General features: G+C 39.6%; 14 protein-coding genes. All 14 read right to left on the bottom strand.

Going from position 1 to position 17,186, the window contains the following annotated elements:
• Window position 1 precedes the first annotated feature (1 nt).
• Window positions 2-1,309: a folylpolyglutamate synthase/dihydrofolate synthase family protein gene (locus tag VRHSUH10_RS03380; RefSeq protein WP_105089443.1), complete on the bottom strand. Its 1,308-nt coding sequence runs from the start codon at window positions 1,307-1,309 to the stop codon at window positions 2-4.
• 12 nt (window positions 1,310-1,321) lie between these two features.
• Window positions 1,322-3,979, bottom strand: a complete 2,658-nt coding sequence (locus VRHSUH10_RS03385; protein WP_105089444.1) for a valine--tRNA ligase — start codon at window positions 3,977-3,979, stop codon at window positions 1,322-1,324.
• Window positions 3,980-4,000: 21 nt separating this feature from the next.
• Window positions 4,001-4,891 carry a twin-arginine translocase subunit TatC gene (gene tatC / locus VRHSUH10_RS03390; protein WP_005385998.1) on the bottom strand — a complete coding sequence of 297 codons (891 nt, stop codon included), beginning with the start codon at window positions 4,889-4,891 and terminating at the stop codon, window positions 4,001-4,003.
• Between the two features lies 1 nt (window position 4,892).
• Window positions 4,893-5,864 carry a polyprenyl synthetase family protein gene (locus VRHSUH10_RS03395; protein ID WP_105089445.1) on the bottom strand — a complete coding sequence of 324 codons (972 nt, stop codon included), beginning with the start codon at window positions 5,862-5,864 and terminating at the stop codon, window positions 4,893-4,895.
• Window positions 5,861-6,559 carry a ribosome biogenesis GTP-binding protein YihA/YsxC gene (gene yihA / locus VRHSUH10_RS03400; protein ID WP_105089446.1) on the bottom strand — a complete coding sequence of 233 codons (699 nt, stop codon included), beginning with the start codon at window positions 6,557-6,559 and terminating at the stop codon, window positions 5,861-5,863. The genes VRHSUH10_RS03395 and yihA overlap by 4 nt, the downstream gene beginning before the upstream one ends.
• Entirely contained in the window at window positions 6,559-8,868 is a 2,310-nt protein-coding gene (gene lon, locus VRHSUH10_RS03405) for an endopeptidase La (RefSeq protein ID WP_105089447.1), read from the bottom strand. Before lon ends, yihA begins: the two co-directional genes overlap by 1 nt.
• A 65-nt stretch (window positions 8,869-8,933) precedes the next feature.
• Window positions 8,934-10,187 carry an ATP-dependent protease ATP-binding subunit ClpX gene (clpX, locus tag VRHSUH10_RS03410; RefSeq protein WP_105085922.1) on the bottom strand — a complete coding sequence of 418 codons (1,254 nt, stop codon included), beginning with the start codon at window positions 10,185-10,187 and terminating at the stop codon, window positions 8,934-8,936.
• 12 nt (window positions 10,188-10,199) lie between these two features.
• Window positions 10,200-10,793 carry an ATP-dependent Clp endopeptidase proteolytic subunit ClpP gene (gene clpP / locus VRHSUH10_RS03415; RefSeq protein WP_005385987.1) on the bottom strand — a complete coding sequence of 198 codons (594 nt, stop codon included), beginning with the start codon at window positions 10,791-10,793 and terminating at the stop codon, window positions 10,200-10,202.
• Window positions 10,794-10,829: 36 nt separating this feature from the next.
• Window positions 10,830-12,134, bottom strand: coding sequence for a trigger factor (gene tig, locus VRHSUH10_RS03420; protein ID WP_105089448.1), 1,305 nt, complete (start codon window positions 12,132-12,134; stop codon window positions 10,830-10,832).
• A gap of 163 nt (window positions 12,135-12,297) precedes the next feature.
• Window positions 12,298-12,753, bottom strand: a complete 456-nt coding sequence (locus tag VRHSUH10_RS03425) for a CBS domain-containing protein (RefSeq protein WP_005385985.1) — start codon at window positions 12,751-12,753, stop codon at window positions 12,298-12,300.
• A gap of 202 nt (window positions 12,754-12,955) precedes the next feature.
• Complete coding sequence (gene rlmH / locus VRHSUH10_RS03430; protein ID WP_105089449.1) at window positions 12,956-13,435, bottom strand: 23S rRNA (pseudouridine(1915)-N(3))-methyltransferase RlmH; 480 nt, start codon at window positions 13,433-13,435, stop codon at window positions 12,956-12,958.
• A 3-nt stretch (window positions 13,436-13,438) separates the two neighbouring features.
• Entirely contained in the window at window positions 13,439-14,245 is an 807-nt protein-coding gene (locus VRHSUH10_RS03435; RefSeq protein ID WP_005385983.1) for an MBL fold metallo-hydrolase, read from the bottom strand.
• Window positions 14,246-14,326: 81 nt separating this feature from the next.
• On the bottom strand, window positions 14,327-15,514 hold the full coding sequence (locus VRHSUH10_RS03440) for a RuBisCO large subunit C-terminal-like domain-containing protein (RefSeq protein WP_105089450.1): 1,188 nt from the start codon (window positions 15,512-15,514) through the stop codon (window positions 14,327-14,329).
• Window positions 15,515-15,719: 205 nt separating this feature from the next.
• Window positions 15,720-17,105: a nucleobase:cation symporter-2 family protein gene (locus tag VRHSUH10_RS03445; protein ID WP_105089451.1), complete on the bottom strand. Its 1,386-nt coding sequence runs from the start codon at window positions 17,103-17,105 to the stop codon at window positions 15,720-15,722.
• Window positions 17,106-17,186: the final 81 nt, after the last annotated feature.

The following is a 17,186-nucleotide window of genomic DNA, read 5'->3' on the forward strand; positions in this document are numbered from 1 at the left end:
CTTAGTGACTCATCTCATGGTTAAACCACTGACGAGCATCTCCTAAAATATATAAAGAACCACAAACAGCGATAATATCACCATTCTTTGTATGTTTGTAGGCTAAAGCCAATGCGTCTTCAACAGAATCAGCTGTTTGGGCTACAGCTTTTGGAACAATGTGACGTATTTTTTCAACCAAAACCTCTGGTACTTCTGTTCTATCTGTTGGTGCAGATACTACGAGAACCGTATCCCCTGCCTTAACTACTTCACGAATAATAGCATCTTGATTTTTATCTTTAAGAATTGCCATCACAATCGTTTTTGGGGCGTCCTTAAATAGCTCAGCATAGGTCATACTGAAGGATTCTGCGCCAGCCGCATTATGTGCACCGTCAAAGATAAAGGTGCGATCTAAGCCGCGTTTAACTTCAAAACGTCCTGCCCACGTAGTCCGAGCAAAGCCTTCGCGCATCGTTTCTTCACTGATGCTCTTATCTTCTTTCATCAATAGACGTACAGCCATCAATGCACATGCGAGGTTTACAGATTGATGAATACCGGCCATTGTCGTAAAGAGCATCGCAGGAGCGGCATCATTAGTACTCACAGTAATCATTTGACCACCTGTTACGGCACTACGGCTATCGATACCAAAATCTTTATTGAAAGCATATACTTTAGCATGCTTCTCTTTAGCCACTTCTTCAATAATACGAAGAGGTGCATCCTGTGCAGCCGTTACAACAGGAACTTTGGATTTAATAATCCCTGCCTTGTGACGTGCAATTTCCTCAACAGTATCACCACAATATGCTTGATGATCGATTGTTACATTGGTAATAACAGATACTTTTGGAGTCACGATATTTGTGGAGTCTAGTAGTCCACCTAAGCCAACTTCTACCACTGCATAGTCTACAGCTTGATCTTTGAAGAACAAAAAGGCTGCAGCCGTCAAGATTTCAAATTGCGTTGGTGCTTCTATGCCGTTACTAATGATAGTATCAACTGCCACTTTTACACGGCTAACTAATTCGCCAAAGGCTTCCTCTGTAATATTTCCATCATTGATTTGAATTCGCTCCGTATAGGATTGAAGGTGAGGCGATGTAAATCGCCCCACCCGTAATCCACTTGTAAACAGTGCGTAGGAAATATATGAGGTAACCGAGCCCTTACCATTCGTCCCAGTAACATGAACAATTTTATAGTCCTCTTGTGGATTCCCAAGGGCTTCCATAAGCGCTGTAATTCGTTCAAGGCCAGGCTTAATACCGAATGAAGATGCCTGTTCTAAATAGGCTAAGGCCTCTTGATATGTCATATAAACCTCCTATTATAAGGTTTCAAGGAACGCTTCACGTTCCAATAACGCTTGTTGTTTTTGTTTATATTCTTCTAACTTTTCTTTTTCTTTTGCTACTACAGCTTCTGGAGCTTTTGCGAGGAAGCCTTGGTTAGACAATTTGCCTTCCAAACGGGAAATTTCTTTTTCCATTTGGATTTTTTCCTTTGCAATACGCTCTCTTTCTTTTTCACCGTCGATCAAGTCTTTAAGTAAGAGATATACTTCCATACCATTTACAACTGTTACAGTTGCATTTTCTGGTTTTGGATCATCGGCACCAAGAATTGTTACCTTCTCAGCCCAAGCTAATGTAACAAAGTAATCCCTATGATCTGCTACAGTTTGAGCTAATGCTTCATCTGTTGGCGCTACGATAACCTCAGCTTTTTTACCTAAAGGCACATTCATTTCAGCACGCATGTTACGAATACCTTTGATGGCATCCATCATGACTTCCATTTGACGTGCTGCACCTTCAAGATTATCAAACTTTAATGCTTCAGGCCATTTTGCAACAACGATGCTATCCCCTTCATGAGGTAAATGTTGCCAAATATGTTCTGTTACGAACGGCATAAATGGATGTAACAATTCAAGCATTTGACGCAAGATTGTTACAAGTAAATATTGAACTGTACGACGATCACGTTCATTACCATCGTTGTATAAACGAGGTTTAGCTAACTCAATATACCAGTCACAGTATGTGTTCCAAATGAAATCATATACAGAGCTTGCTGCTTCACCCAATTCAAATTTATCTAGGTTAGAAGTTACACTTTGTACTGTTTCATTGTATTTTTGAACAATCCATTGGTCTGCTAATGTCAAATCATCTGCTGTTGGAACGAAGCTTTCATCATAATTTGTAAGATTCATCAATACAAATTTAGATGCATTCCAAATCTTATTAGCAAAGTTACGATTTGCTTCAACCCGTTCCATATAGAAGCGCATATCATTACCAGGTGTATTGCCAGTTACAAGAGTAAAACGCAATGCATCAGCACCATATTGGTCGATAACTTCAAGAGGGTTAATGCCATTACCCAAGGATTTACTCATTTTACGGCCTTGACTATCACGAACTAGACCATGAATAAATACATGTTTAAATGGAATTTCATGTTCAAATTCAAGAGCCATGAAGATCATACGAGCAACCCAGAAGAAGATGATATCGTAACCAGTTACAAGAACACTTGTTGGATACCATTGTTTAAGTTCTGGTGTTTGTTCAGGCCACCCCATAGTAGCAAATGGCCACAAACCAGAGCTAAACCATGTATCAAGAACGTCTGGATCTTGTGTAACATGACCATGGCAATGAGGACATTCAGTAATATCGTCACGACTAACGATTGTTTCACCGCAATCATCGCAGTACCATGCAGGAATACGATGGCCCCACCATAATTGACGGGAAATAGTCCAGTCGCGGATGTTTTCAAGCCAGTTTACATAAGTTTTTGTAAAACGTTCAGGAACAAACTCTACTTCGTGGTCTTTAACAACCTTAAGAGCTGGCTCTGCTAATGGTTTCATATCTACGAACCATTGTTTAGATACCATTGGCTCGATAATTGTATTACAACGAGAGCAATGACCTACTGCATGATCATGATCATCGATTTTTTCAAGTAAGCCTAGTTCTTTGAGTTCAGCTACAACTTGTTTACGAGCTTCTTCACGAGTCATGCCATTGAATTTGCCAGCACCTTCATTCATTGTGGCATCATTGTTCATAACAACGATGGATTCTAAATTATGACGTTGGCCCATTTCAAAGTCATTAGGGTCATGAGCAGGCGTAATTTTTACACAGCCTGTACCGAAGCTAGCATCTACATAATCATCGGCAATTACAGGAATTTCGCGATTAACAAATGGTAAAATCAATGTTTTGCCGATGAGGTCTTTATAACGATCATCATCAGGATTTACTGCTACTGCTACGTCACCGAACATTGTTTCTGGACGTGTGGTAGCAACAACTACGAAACGATTATCCTCACCTTTTACAGGATATTTAATATGCCATAAGTGGCCATGTTCGTCTTCATGTTCAACTTCAACATCAGATAAAGCAGTAGCACAACGAGGGCACCAGTTGATAATGCGTTCACCGCGATAGATTAAGCCTTTTTCATAAAGGCTTACGAACACTTCACGCACTGCATGATAGTACCCTTCATCTAATGTAAAGCGTTCGCGAGACCAATCACAAGATGCGCCTAAGCTACGGATTTGTTTTACAATAGTATCGCCGTATTCTTTTTTCCATTCCCATACGCGTTCTACGAATTTCTCACGGCCTAAATCATAGCGAGATTTGCCTTCTTCTTTAGCGAGCATTTCTTCTACTTTAATTTGTGTAGCAATACCAGCATGGTCAGTACCTGGCATCCACAATACATTGTAGCCTTGCATGCGTTTGAAACGAATAAGGATATCTTGCAATGTATTATCTAAAGCATGGCCCATGTGCAACATACCAGTTACATTAGGAGGCGGCAACACGATACTAAATGGTTCTTTATTAGTGTCTACTTCTTCGTGAAAGTATCCTTGGTTTTCCCAATATGAATACCATTTCCCTTCTATTTCACCGGGGTTATAAGTGGTTAAATTTTCGTAGGTTTTCATCGTTCCTCCTAAATAAACTCCTTAGCGCTTCATAATCTTAGCCAATACAAATAGGCTCGTTTCATATAGCAATATCATAGGCAATGCAATCATCGTTTGAGAGAACATATCCGGTGTTGGTGAAATGACAGCACCTATGATAAAGGATATAAGAATAAATATCTTTCGCTTCGTTTTTAAAAAACGCGATGTAATTAAGTTGAAATATCCCAAGATGATTAAAATCAACGGCAACTCAAAGATAAATCCAAAGGGTAGTACAAAGGATAATACAAAGTCCATGTACTGACCAATGGAAAATAGCGGTTGTAATTCGTCTGTAGCAAAGCCCATAAAGAACTTAACGGCTGCAGGTAGCACGAGAAAATAAGAAAATACAATACCGATGCCAAATAGTCCTATGGCAACCGGTAAAATCCAGTTAGATAACTGCTTTTCTCGTACAGTAAGGGCTGGCTTAACAAATAGCCAAATCTGATGCAATATAATAGGCGCCCCTATAATAAGACCACCTACTATAGACACCTTCATATATGTAAAGAAGGCTTCAGTTGGTTTCATATAATAGAGCTTACCAGCTGGTTTTAGGAGTATTTCCAATAAAAAGTCTACATAATAATAAGAAATACAAGTTCCTATAACAACTGCAACAGCCATTATAATTAGACGCTTTCGCAATTCAGATAGATGTCCCACAAGGGATAGTTCCCGAGCTTCGTCCATCATTTTCTGTTCCATCTCAGTATAAATAGGTTCATCTTCTGGTTCCTCAGGAACCCGCTGATTTGCCACCTTATACCGTTCTTGCTCAGCCTTTAATTCAGCTTCACGACGCTTTTGACGAACTACACTATCAAAAGAAGGTTTTTGTATGGGATATTCGAAGTCCGGTTTTGGTTCGAATGGTTCCATATTATACCTTTCTATCAGCTAAATTTTTTACTGCCATCACAAGGAATTCCTTCCCTGGGAAATCACGTACAGCATTGAGTGCTGCCAAAGCATCTTTGCAATATTGATCAGCTACAGCTAATGTATTATCAATACCACCTTGACTGATAACATAATCGATAATCGCCTGCTCATCACCACCATGATTCAAAGCCTTAATGTCTGCGAGCAATGTATCTTTATTATCATCATTGACGATGCTCAACAACGGATAGGTCAATAAACCTTCGCGCAGATCATTCCCCACAGGTTTACCAGTCGTCTCTGTTGTTTCACGATAGTCCATAATATCGTCAGTAATTTGGAATGCCATGCCCAACGCATGACCATATTTTTTCAACTCAACGATTTCGGATTCGCTCCAGCCCCCCAAGAGGCCCCCCAATTCCATACAGCCTTCCATAAAGTCTGCTGTTTTCTTTTGGGTCTTGGTCATATAACGCTCAATACCTTGATCAATGCGATATACATCTTCCATTTGCATGAACTCGCCTTCCACAAGGCAAGTAATAATATGGGAGAAAACCTGCAAATACTTCATATTAGGCATTTCAGACACGATTTGGAATGCTTTAGCAAATAAGTAGTCCCCACTAAGGATAGCTACCTTATTGCCTTTGTGCATATGAATCGTTTCTTCACCACGACGAATCTCAGCTTGATCTAATACATCATCGTGAATCAGTGTCGCTAAATGAAGCATTTCTACAGCTTCAGCAATTCTAATACGCTGACGTTCTACAGATGTACCTGCATTAGCAATCAATAAACATAATTGCGCACGCAAGCGCTTGCCACCTGCAGCAGATAATGGTCGAATCAGTGCATTAAAGTCTTCTGCACCTGTATTAAAAGATGATGCAAGAGACTCTTCCACACCCTCTAAATCTAGAGCGATGCGTTCCATAATCTCTAATTCATTGGTTTGACTCATGCTTCATCTCCTACTAGAACTTTATTGATGCGTTGCTGTAAAAGCTCACGGCCTGTATGCTTCAAAGAGCTATACAGAATTGGCGGCGTTGCAGTTGGATACATTTCTTTAATAATCGCTAAATTAGCAGATTTTTCTTTAGCTGTTAATTTATCGACCTTAGTCACTACAATTTGTAGTGGTACACCAGCTTCAACGAGCCAGTCATAAGCGACCTTATCAATAGGCATCTCAGGATGACGACCATCAATTAGTAAACACAACAACATCAATCGTTCAGAATGTAAAATATAATCGGCAATAAAGGAAGACCACAAATTGCGGTTTCCTTTATTTGTCTTTGCAAATCCATACCCAGGAAGGTCAACGAGGAACCAATGATAACGGCGCTCCTCTGTTTCAGAAATATCCTCTTTTGACTCCACATCAAAATAGTTTATCGTCTTTGTCTTACCTGGTTGGCCACTAACGAGAGCCAACCCACGATAATTACACAACGAGTTAATCAACGAAGATTTGCCCACATTAGAGCGCCCGATGAAGGCTATTTCCACAGTATCCCCTTCAGGATATTGATCAGCCTTAACACAGGAAGTATTATATTTTGCTGCTATAATACGAGGCCCCTTCGGTTCTTTTCGTGTATATTGTGGTTTTGGGCCCATTTGTTTAGTGGATTTTTTCTTTTTTTGCATTACACAAGTGCCTTTGCTAATACTTCATCCATTGTCTTAACTGGCGTAATAATGAGACCGTCTTTTACAATATCAGGTAATTCTGCAATATCCTTTTCATTACCTTTAGGAATCAATACTTCTTTAATACCATTAGACAAGGCTGCTAATAACTTTTCTTTTAAACCGCCGATTGGTAGTACACGGCCACGCAATGTAATTTCACCAGTCATGGCAATATCAGAACGAACCTTACGGTTTGTTAAAATAGATACCATAGCCAATGTCATCGTAATACCTGCGGAAGGGCCATCCTTAGGTGTTGCACCTTCTGGCAAGTGAACGTGTATATCGAGTTTCTTATAGAAATCATCTTCAATTTTTAAGGCTTTTGCATTGTGGCGAATATAGCTCATTGCAGCTTGACCAGACTCTTGCATAACCTTACCTAAGCTACCAGTTAATGCAAGTTTACCTGTACCGTTCATAGTTGTTGCTTCGCATGGCAATACAACGCCACCTACAGAAGTCCAAGCTAGACCATTTACATAGCCAATTTGCGGTTTCTTTTCGCGCTCTTGGTCAACAAAAATTGGTGCACCCAAGAATTCGTGAAGATTTTTTGTCGTTACTTTCGGTGCATCCCCACCTTCTTCAACGACTTTATAAGCAATCTTACGACAAATCTTAGCAATCGTTTTTTCTAAGGTACGAACACCCGCTTCACGAGTATATTCGGAAACTACCTTTTTCAACACTGCATCAGATAATTTAACCTTGTAATCTTCAAGGCCATTTTTCTTGATTTGTTTAAGTACTAAATAGCGCTTAGCAATTTCTAATTTTTCTTGTTCCATATAGCTAGATAATTCGATAATTTCCATACGATCTAACAATGGACCAGGAATATTGGATGCAACATTAGCCGTTGTAATCCAGAATACTTCGGAGAAATCAAATGGTACTTCAATGAAGTGATCACTAAATGTGCTATTTTGTTCAGGGTCCAATACCTCTAACAATGCAGAGGATGGATCGCCTTTATAATCAGATGCAAGTTTATCAATTTCATCCAATAAGAATACAGGGTTCTTAGTGCCTACATTCTTGAGGCCTTGAATCATACGACCAGGCAATGCACCAATATACGTACGGCGATGGCCACGAATTTCAGCTTCATCACGTACACCACCTAAAGATGCACGGATGAACTTACGGTTCATTGCTTTAGCTATAGACGTAGCCAAGGATGTTTTACCAACACCTGGTGGTCCAACTAAGCAAAGAATGGAGCCACTATTCTTACCAGTTAACTTACGAACAGCTAAGAATTCAAGGATGCGTTTCTTAACCTTTTCAAGGCCATAATGATCAGCCTCAAGCATATCATGAGCCTCTTTAATATCTAAGCGATCCTCAGTCAATTCGTTCCAAGGTAACGCTAACACCCAATCTAGGTAATTGCGCAAAATAGTTGCTTCTGGCATCAATTGAGGCATGCGACTATAACGAGAGATTTCTTTATCGATACGTTCATGTACATCTTCGCTAAGGTTGAGTGCTTTCAATTTAACACGTAACTCTTCTGCTTCTTCCTCTGGATCTCCTTTGTCACCCAACTCATCGTGGATAACTCGGATTTTTTCACGCAAGAAATATTCTTTTTGCGCTTTTTCCATAGATTGACGAACTTGATTATTAATAGAATTTTCCAAATCAGAAATTTGTAATTCCATATTCAAGATGCCTACGATCATATTTAAACGACGAGCTACGGATAACTCTTCAAGTAACTCTTGGCGTTTAGTATTATTAATAGGCAACAAGAACGCAACTTGGTCAGCTAATTCACAAGGGTCACGTAATTCCATAACCCGTGTTACGCCTTCATCGGTAACAGATTTGGCCTCTTCAGCCCATTCGCCAAACTTAGATTGCACTAAACGACGATAGGCTTCTAACTCAACATCGTCTTCAAATTCGGAGGCTACACGCTCGTAGTCCCCTACATAGTACGGATCCATACTTGTTATATTCATTACGCGAATACGTGTAATGCCCTCTACAAGAACACGTACAATACCACCTGGCAAGCGTAACATTTGCTTAATTTTTACTAATGTACCCATTTGGGCTAAGTCATGAACAGTTGGCGAATCAACAGCATCATCCTTTTGGCTGACAACTGCTAAAATGCGATCCTCGTTCATTGCGGCTTCTACCGCTTTAATGGATTTGTCTCGACCGATATCGAGGTGAATCACGATATTCGGGTATACAACCATGCCTCTAAGGGGTACGGTTGGAATCCCAATTTCGAGTAAATTCATACTTCCTCCAGGTATTTATATTATGAAAAGAAACTCATTCCTACACAGAAATGAGTTTCTTCGAATTACGATTTCAACTGGATGTCTTGGTCTGCCTCATTTTTGAGTATAGGTTCACCTGTGCTCAACACGGATTCACGATTAACTATGCACTTAGTTACTTCCGGCATGGAAGGAACTTCAAACATAACGCGTTTCATCACCTTTTCAATGATAGCACGCAAACCACGAGCACCTGTTTTTCGCTGTAATGCTTCATCAGCGATTTCTTCTAATGCATCTTCAGTGAAAGTTAATTCTACACCATCAAGGGATAGAATTTTTTCATATTGTTTTGTTAATGCATTTTTAGGCTTTGTCAAAATTTGGATCAATGCATCTCTATCCAATTGATCTAATGTTACCATTACTGGCAAACGACCAATGAACTCAGGGATTAAGCCAAACTTCAATAAATCTTCAGGTACAACATCCTTCAAGATAGCCGATATATTACGTTCTTCTTTACGTTGTACATCTGCACCAAAACCAAGGGTTTTCTTAGCGGTACGCTTAGTAATAACCTTGTCCATACCATCAAATGCACCACCACAAATAAAGAGAATATTTGTAGTGTCAATTTGAAGCATTTCTTGATTTGGATGCTTTCTACCACCTTGAGGCGGAACAGAAGCTACGGTACCTTCTAAGATTTTAAGTAATGCTTGTTGTACGCCTTCACCAGACACATCACGTGTAATGGAAGGGTTCTCAGACTTACGGGCAATCTTATCAATTTCATCGATATAAATAATGCCACGTTCAGCCCGAGCTATATCATAATCTGCAGCTTGGATAATTTTGAGCAAGATATTTTCCACATCTTCCCCTACATAACCAGCTTCAGTTAAGCTTGTAGCATCTGCAATAGCAAATGGTACTTCTAGCATTTTCGCTAAGGTTTGAGCCAATAGTGTTTTACCACTACCAGTAGGACCAATGAATAAAACATTAGCCTTTTGTAATTCTACATCATCAACTACATTATCTGTTTGTAAACGTTTGTAGTGATTATATACAGCCACAGCTAAAGAGATTTTAGCATCATCTTGACCAATAACATATTCGTCAAGATGAGCTTTAATTTCTCTCGGCGTTGGCAATTCTTTTAAGTTGAAGTCGTCCGTCTCTACGTCACCTAACTCATCAGCAATAATACGTTCACATACTTCAACGCATTCATCACAAATATATACGTTAGGACCCGCTACTAATTTGCGGACTTCTTCGCTTGTGCGTCCACAAAAACTGCAGCGCATAGTGTCTTTATCTTTTGCCAATGGGCGCCTCCATTACTTGCTTTCTACAGGTTCTCTTGTGAGCACCTCATCAATTAAGCCGTATTCAACGGCATCCTGAGCACTCATGAAGTTATCGCGATCTGTATCGCGCGCTACAACCTCAATATCTTGTCCACTGCGAGAAGCTAAGATACCATTTAATTCTTCACGCATACGAAGAATCTCACGGGCATGGATTTCAATTTCAGATGCTTGCCCTTGAACACCACCTAATGGTTGGTGAATCATAACGCGTGCATGAGGCAACGCATAACGTTTGCCCTTGGCACCTGCTGTTAAAAGCACGGCCCCCATGCTTGCTGCAGAGCCTACACAAATGGTAGACACATCTGGTTTAATATATTGCATCGTATCATAAATAGCCATGCCGGCAGTTACAACACCACCGGGGCTATTAATGTACAAATGGATATCCTTATCAGGATCCTCTGCTTCTAGGAATAACATTTGCGCAATAACCGCATTTGCTACATTATCATCAATAGGTCCACCTAGGAAGATAATGCGGTCCTTTAACAAGCGAGAGTAAATATCATAGGAACGCTCGCCGCGTTCACTTTGTTCAACTACGATTGGTACATACATATATTCACCTTTTCATGTACCTAGTTGAGCAAACTATTATTTAGCCGCTTCAGCGCCTTTTGCATTATCAATAATGAATCGAGCTGCTTTTTTGCGAGCTACAGAGCCTGCCAACATAGCTACACGACCTTCTTTTGCAATAATATCCCAAACTTCTTTAGGATCTGCCCCAAAGTTTTGAGCCATAATGAAGATTTCACGGTTCATATCATCTGGAGTTACTTCGATACCTTCAGCAGTTGCGATAGCGTCTAATACTAAATCAGCGCGTACGTTTTCAGCTGCGGAATCTTTGTATTCAGAGCGTAAATCTTCGATAGTTTTGTTGGAGAATTTCAAGTAGTCATCAAGTTTCAAGCCACGACCTTCCATGTTCATAGCCAATTCTTGAATCATTTGTTCTACGCGATCTTCGATCATTACTTCTGGGATGTCTACAGTTGCATTTTTAACAGCTGTTTGAATCAAGTCAGCATTGTAAGTATCGATTGCGCGACGGGAAGCTTCTTCTTCCATTTTTGCGCGAAGATCTTTTTTCAATTCTTCAATAGTTTCATAAGAGCTTGCTTCTTTTGCGAACTCATCGTTCAATTCAGGCAACTCTTTACGTTTAATGTCATGGATATGAGTTTTGAATTCTGCTTCTTTACCAGCAAGTTCTGCTACGAAGTAGTCTTCAGGGAATGTTACTTTTACAGTTACATCATCACCAGCTTTAGCGCCGATCAATTGATCTTCGAAGCCAGGAATGAAGCTACCAGAACCGATTTGTAATGGGTAGGATTTACCTTCGCCACCATCGAATGGTTTACCGTCAACGGAACCAGCGAAGTCGATTACTGCGAAGTCGTCTTTTTGAATTGTAGCGCCTTCTTCAGCAACAACCATTTTCGCTTGTTGTTCACGAATGTTGTTCAATTGTTCTTCGATTTGTTCATCAGTTACTGTAGCGTCTTGTTTTTCTGCTTCTAAGCCTTTGTAATCGCCAAGTTTAACTTCAGGGCGTTTAGTTACAGTAGCTTTGAAAATCAAGTCTTTACCTTCTTCGAATTGTTCGCGTTCGATTTCTGGTTCAGATACTGGAACGATATCGTTTTCACGAAGTGCAGCACTGTAGTTTTGGCTAGCCAATACTTCGAATGCTTCTTCCAAGATAGCGTCTTTGCCGAAGTTCATTTCTAAAATACGGCGAGGCGCATGGCCTTTACGGAAGCCAGGAATGTTTACTTGACCTGCAATGCGTTTTACAGCTTGTTTAATGCCTTTATCTACTTCTGCTGCAGGTACTTCAATAGTTAACGTTACTACGTGTTGATCAACAGGATTTACAGTTGCTTTCATTTAAAATATGTCCTCCTCGAAGGGCAATACGCCCAAATTTCTGTAGTATATTATGCACTCCTAATAATAACATAAATGCAAGGTCAATGCAATTCTTCTCAATTTACACTAAAAGACCACCCCAAAACGGGTGGTCTTTATATGTATTACATAATTATGCGAATTAGTTATCTTTAGCGATCAATTTGATGATGTCACGGCGAGATAAGATACCAATCAAATGGTAATCCTTGTCTACTACAGGAACATTCTTTAAATGTTGATCAAGCATAACAGATACAATTTCTTCTACATCTTTATCCGGTGTAGTTGTAATGACTTCTTCAGTCATCAACTCATGAACATGAGATGCTAACAATTTTTTAAATTGAGCATTATATTCGCCAATGCCATTGTAATAGATACTAGCGCCTAATACATTTACATAGTGAGGTACATGAGGACGTACTTTTTTGTAAAGCAAATCGCCTTCAGAAATAATACCTAATAATTTATTGTTGTCATCCACTACGGAAACAGCTGTTAAATTATATTTTACCAACAAATCAGCTACATCAGAAATTGGCGCATCTTTGCCAACAGTAACAGGGTATTTATTCATTACTTCTTGGATTTTCATAGTGAATTCCTCCTTACAAATACATCTTGCTTTATTATACTATTCGACATAATATAATAAAACTCCTTTTTTTATAAGAACATTATATAAATAATTTGTAAGTCTATTCTAATAGTGTTTCTTATACTGATACTAAATCAATCTACCCTCATCATAATTATATTATTTATTCAAGCGATAGGATCTATTGAAATTAAATACATCACCAATGATATGGTTCATTTCGATTAATTTTAGATGCTCTATAAATTTGCTCTACTAGTAATAAACGTACCATTTGATGGGTAAATGTCATAGGACTAAAGGATAATTTATAATTCACGGACTTGCGCAACTTATCACTTACACCAAAGGCGCCTCCGACGATGAATGCCATGTCACTGATACCATCTACTTCAAGTTTAGCTATCGTTTTAGCCAAGTCTTCAGAGGACATCGTTTTACCGTACACATCTAACAACACTGTATAAGCATTCTTTGGAACAGCTTTTAATAAACGTTCCCCTTCTTCTGCAACGACTTGTTTTCGATCTGCATCACTGGGCTTATCCCCAATTTTACTTTCATTTAGTTCAGTAATGGTAATCCCACCATAAGGTCGCATCCGTTTCACAAACTCTGCCACCCCATCGCGCAAGTAAGCATCTTTTAACTTGCCAATACAAACTACATAAAATCTCATACTCTACCTCTTTACAGATTGCATAGACACAATTTCATTAGGTTGTCCATGTTGCAATTTCATTTCCGGTCCAATGCGAACGCCTCCATCTACGAGCATTTGTCCTATCGTTTGCGTAACAAGGACGGCATTATTGTTGTTTTCAGAACGATGAGCCAAAATAACTTGCATAAAGTCAGGTCGCTTCATCATGAGCAAAGCTCGGGCAGCCATTTCATTGCTTAAATGACCTTCATCACTAGCAACACGTTGTTTTAAAAATGGTTGATACGGACCAAAGCGCAGCATATGAGGGTCATAATTGGCTTCTAGTACTAATAGAGTTGTATCATCCATACGATGTAAGATACTATCAGAAATTACACCCGTATCGGTAACGACAGTAGCCTTATCTTTTCCAGCAAATACATTAATACCTATTGGATCAGCCGCATCATGACTAACGCCAAATGACTCGACTACAAGATTGCCAAGAGAGAGGCTACCCTTAGTCAATTCGATTAATTGGTTTTTTGGCACAATTAACTTATCTTGAATTTCACGCCACGTCCCTTGTTTCGTATACACAGGGATATCAAAACGTTTCAACAATTGTTGAAGCCCTGCAATATGATCACTATGTTCATGACTGATAAAAATGCCCTCTACCTGTGCCATATCGATATGCAATTCTTTTAAACCATTGACGATGCGCCGGCAACTAATGCCCACATCGTGCAATATGACGGAGTTCCCTTTTTTTATTACTGTACAATTGCCTTTGCTACCACTAGCAAGAACATGGACCTCCAACGGTGAGGATTCACTCATCAAAACACTCCATATACTAAATCATAATTTTTACATATGTCTGTGAAAGTCAATCTATTATCACTTTCACTAACACAATCATTAATTGGTTTCAGATAATTCACTCAAGCGTTCTACAAAGTATGACATATTAGCTTCAATATCTGGTCCACGGCGGAACATGTCACCACCAACGAGGAACATCGTATCATTTCCGTACAACTCTACCAGCTCATTAAGCCGAGCATCTGTTACACCACCACCCGGTGCTGGACAGGCGGCTTTCATCAATCCAAATGGATGTTTAATATAAGAGGAAATTCTCTTACATTGCTCTACTGTGAAAGTAAAACGTCCACCATAGGATACAAAGATAGGCATATCTGCACCAAAGATACGTGGTAACAGTCCCAATTGTAAATAATCGGCAATACCAGATACACCAGGGCTCACAAAGCCACCAGAGTAAGCAGGATGATGAATGATTGGTAAGCCTAACTTTTCATCACTTGCTAATTTATGAAGCCATCCAAAGCCAACAAGACCGGAAGCCACCATAAGAGCTGTGGCACCTGCTTCTTTAGCAAAATAAGCTCGTTCTATTACGTCTGTGCCATCACCAGATACATTGGCAGCATATAATGTATGTGTACCATGGGCTTCATTCATTTCACGCACCATAGCAGCACATCGCTTTACACGATCCTTAAATTGAGAGAATGACTGATTAGAGATGCCATGGTCATCCTTGATAACATCGGCCCCACCACGTGTATAAGCACCGCACATGCGAGCGAGCTCTTCATTCGGTGTTCCCATAGGTTTTACTACAGCCTGAATCATAGGGCGCGTTGGCGTTTCAACCAATTGACGAAGCCCTTGTAAGCCAAATCGAGGGCCTTTAAATACATCATATAAAGTTGGACAGAGTTCAATATCAACAACCCAAATATGTGGTTGCAACGATGAGTTACCAAAGACTACATTTAAGAATTGCGTTGCTTCTAGCGCTGTTGTATCTACAAGGTATGAAATACGAGCCAAATAGTAATGAGACGGATTAATCGTAACATTAGGCATAACCCCTACATTGGCATATGTGGAATCAGGCCCCATAGGTTCAAGTGACTCTAATCTACCAGTGACAGTGCCTTTAATATACGGATCCGTAACAAACTCATAAGGAAACTCTATGGTTTGTTCTACCTGAACAGCCCAGGCAATGGCTTTTGCCTCTTCATATGAACTTGCTTCTATTCGATACGTAACTATAAATCGCTCGTCTTTCATAATGCGTCTCCTTTGCAATAATATTATTTAATTATATACCAAAGTAGTACACGATTCCATACAAAAAAGGCCTCACTCTAAAACTAGAGTGAGGCCTTTTGAAAGAGCGAAAACATGTATATAGATTTTTACCTATATAAACAAGGTTTCTACCGTGAGAGACAATACATGTAATCGTATGAGAATTAACTAATTTAACTATATCTTATTGATAGAAATGTTTAGGATAACCTTTGAATCGTGTGAAGTGACGATATTTACGTGTTGCACGGTTAGGTTCATTAACTGTTTTGTAACCGAAGCCGTTGAATACAACGTTCAAAAGAACGGCTACGATACTACCAGCTGTGATACCAGATTTCAAAAGAATTTGTGCCCAAGCTGGGAAGTGTGCATAGATTTGAGGCGCTGCCAATGGAATCATGGATACCCCAATACTAATTGCAACGAGCATCAAATTATAGTTACCATCGAAACTAACTTTACCAAGGGAGCGAATACCGCTGGCAATAATCATACCAAACATTGCGATACCTGCGCCGCCTAATACAGCATTAGGGATACATGCTACAATAGCTGCTAACTTAGGGAAAAGACCTAATAAAATCAAGATTACACCAGATGCGGCTACAACGAAGCGACTTTTTACGCGTGTTACAGCGATAAGACCAACGTTTTGAGCGAATGCAGTGTAAGGGAAGCTATTAAGGATACCACCGATTAAAGTGGATAAACCATCAGCACGAAGTACTGCAGCCAATTCTTTTTGGCCGATAGGTTTGTCTACGATTTCACCAACAGCAATACTATCACCTGTTGTTTCTACCATAACTACAAGCATTACAATAATCATAGAAATAATAGATGCAAAATCAAAGGTAGGCATGCCAAAGTAGAATGGTGTTACAACGGAAATCCATTGAGAACGACCTACTTCAGAGAAGTCCGTAATACCACAAATCATAGCAAGAGCAGTACCTAGGATAAGCCCTACCAAGATAGCCAGATTACCAAGGAACCCTTTACCAAATCGATATGTCAAAATAACGAGAATAAATGTAGCTACACCAAGAGCTATGTATAGCGGATCTCCGAAGTTTTTATTACCTACGCCACCACCCATCCAGTTAACGGCTACTGGCATCAAGTTGATACCAATAATGGTAATGATGGTACCTGTTACCACAGGTGGGAATAAGCGAATCAAACGACTGAAGAATGGTGCCACAATAAATGTAAATATACCAGCTGCAATAATAGCACCATAAATGGTATTAATATCATGCTGTTGACCAATCATGATCATCGGTCCTACAGAAGCAAATGTTACACCTTGAATAAGAGGAATACGACCACCAACAGGGCCAAAGCCTAATGTTTGAATCAATGTGGCTACACCACATGTGAACAAATCAGCTGTAATCAAACGAATTAAATCTTCAATCGGCAAATGCATGGCTTGCGCAATAATGATTGGTACCGCTACGGCACCAGCATACATGGCTAACACGTGCTGTAAACCATAAGCAAATAATTGCGGGATTGGCAGCATACCATCTACATGGTTGACACCAGATACACCTTTACTCATAAGAATCACCTCATATCTTACGTTTTAGTTACTAGTAAATAATATAGTCATACTATCGTACTTGATAGAGTTTAAAAATCT

This window comes from Veillonella sp. T11011-6, from assembly GCF_002959755.1.
GTDB lineage: Bacteria > Bacillota > Negativicutes > Veillonellales > Veillonellaceae > Veillonella.

What these genes read in the sequence shown, in the direction of transcription:
- clpP (WP_005385987.1), bottom strand. Translation starts at nt 10,793, where the DNA reads ATGTATGTACCAATCGTAGTTGAACAAAGTGAACGCGGCGAGCGTTCC.
- tatC (WP_005385998.1), bottom strand. Translation starts at nt 4,891, where the DNA reads ATGGAACCATTCGAACCAAAACCGGACTTCGAATATCCCATACAAAAA.
- yihA (WP_105089446.1), bottom strand. Translation starts at nt 6,559, where the DNA reads ATGCAAAAAAAGAAAAAATCCACTAAACAAATGGGCCCAAAACCACAA.
- VRHSUH10_RS03445 (WP_105089451.1), bottom strand. Translation starts at nt 17,105, where the DNA reads ATGAGTAAAGGTGTATCTGGTGTCAACCATGTAGATGGTATGCTGCCA.
- lon (WP_105089447.1), bottom strand. Translation starts at nt 8,868, where the DNA reads ATGAATTTACTCGAAATTGGGATTCCAACCGTACCCCTTAGAGGCATG.
- VRHSUH10_RS03435 (WP_005385983.1), bottom strand. Translation starts at nt 14,245, where the DNA reads ATGAGTGAATCCTCACCGTTGGAGGTCCATGTTCTTGCTAGTGGTAGC.
- VRHSUH10_RS03425 (WP_005385985.1), bottom strand. Translation starts at nt 12,753, where the DNA reads ATGAAAATCCAAGAAGTAATGAATAAATACCCTGTTACTGTTGGCAAA.
- tig (WP_105089448.1), bottom strand. Translation starts at nt 12,134, where the DNA reads ATGAAAGCAACTGTAAATCCTGTTGATCAACACGTAGTAACGTTAACT.
- VRHSUH10_RS03385 (WP_105089444.1), bottom strand. Translation starts at nt 3,979, where the DNA reads ATGAAAACCTACGAAAATTTAACCACTTATAACCCCGGTGAAATAGAA.
- VRHSUH10_RS03395 (WP_105089445.1), bottom strand. Translation starts at nt 5,864, where the DNA reads ATGAGTCAAACCAATGAATTAGAGATTATGGAACGCATCGCTCTAGAT.
- rlmH (WP_105089449.1), bottom strand. Translation starts at nt 13,435, where the DNA reads ATGAGATTTTATGTAGTTTGTATTGGCAAGTTAAAAGATGCTTACTTG.
- VRHSUH10_RS03380 (WP_105089443.1), bottom strand. Translation starts at nt 1,309, where the DNA reads ATGACATATCAAGAGGCCTTAGCCTATTTAGAACAGGCATCTTCATTC.
- VRHSUH10_RS03440 (WP_105089450.1), bottom strand. Translation starts at nt 15,514, where the DNA reads ATGAAAGACGAGCGATTTATAGTTACGTATCGAATAGAAGCAAGTTCA.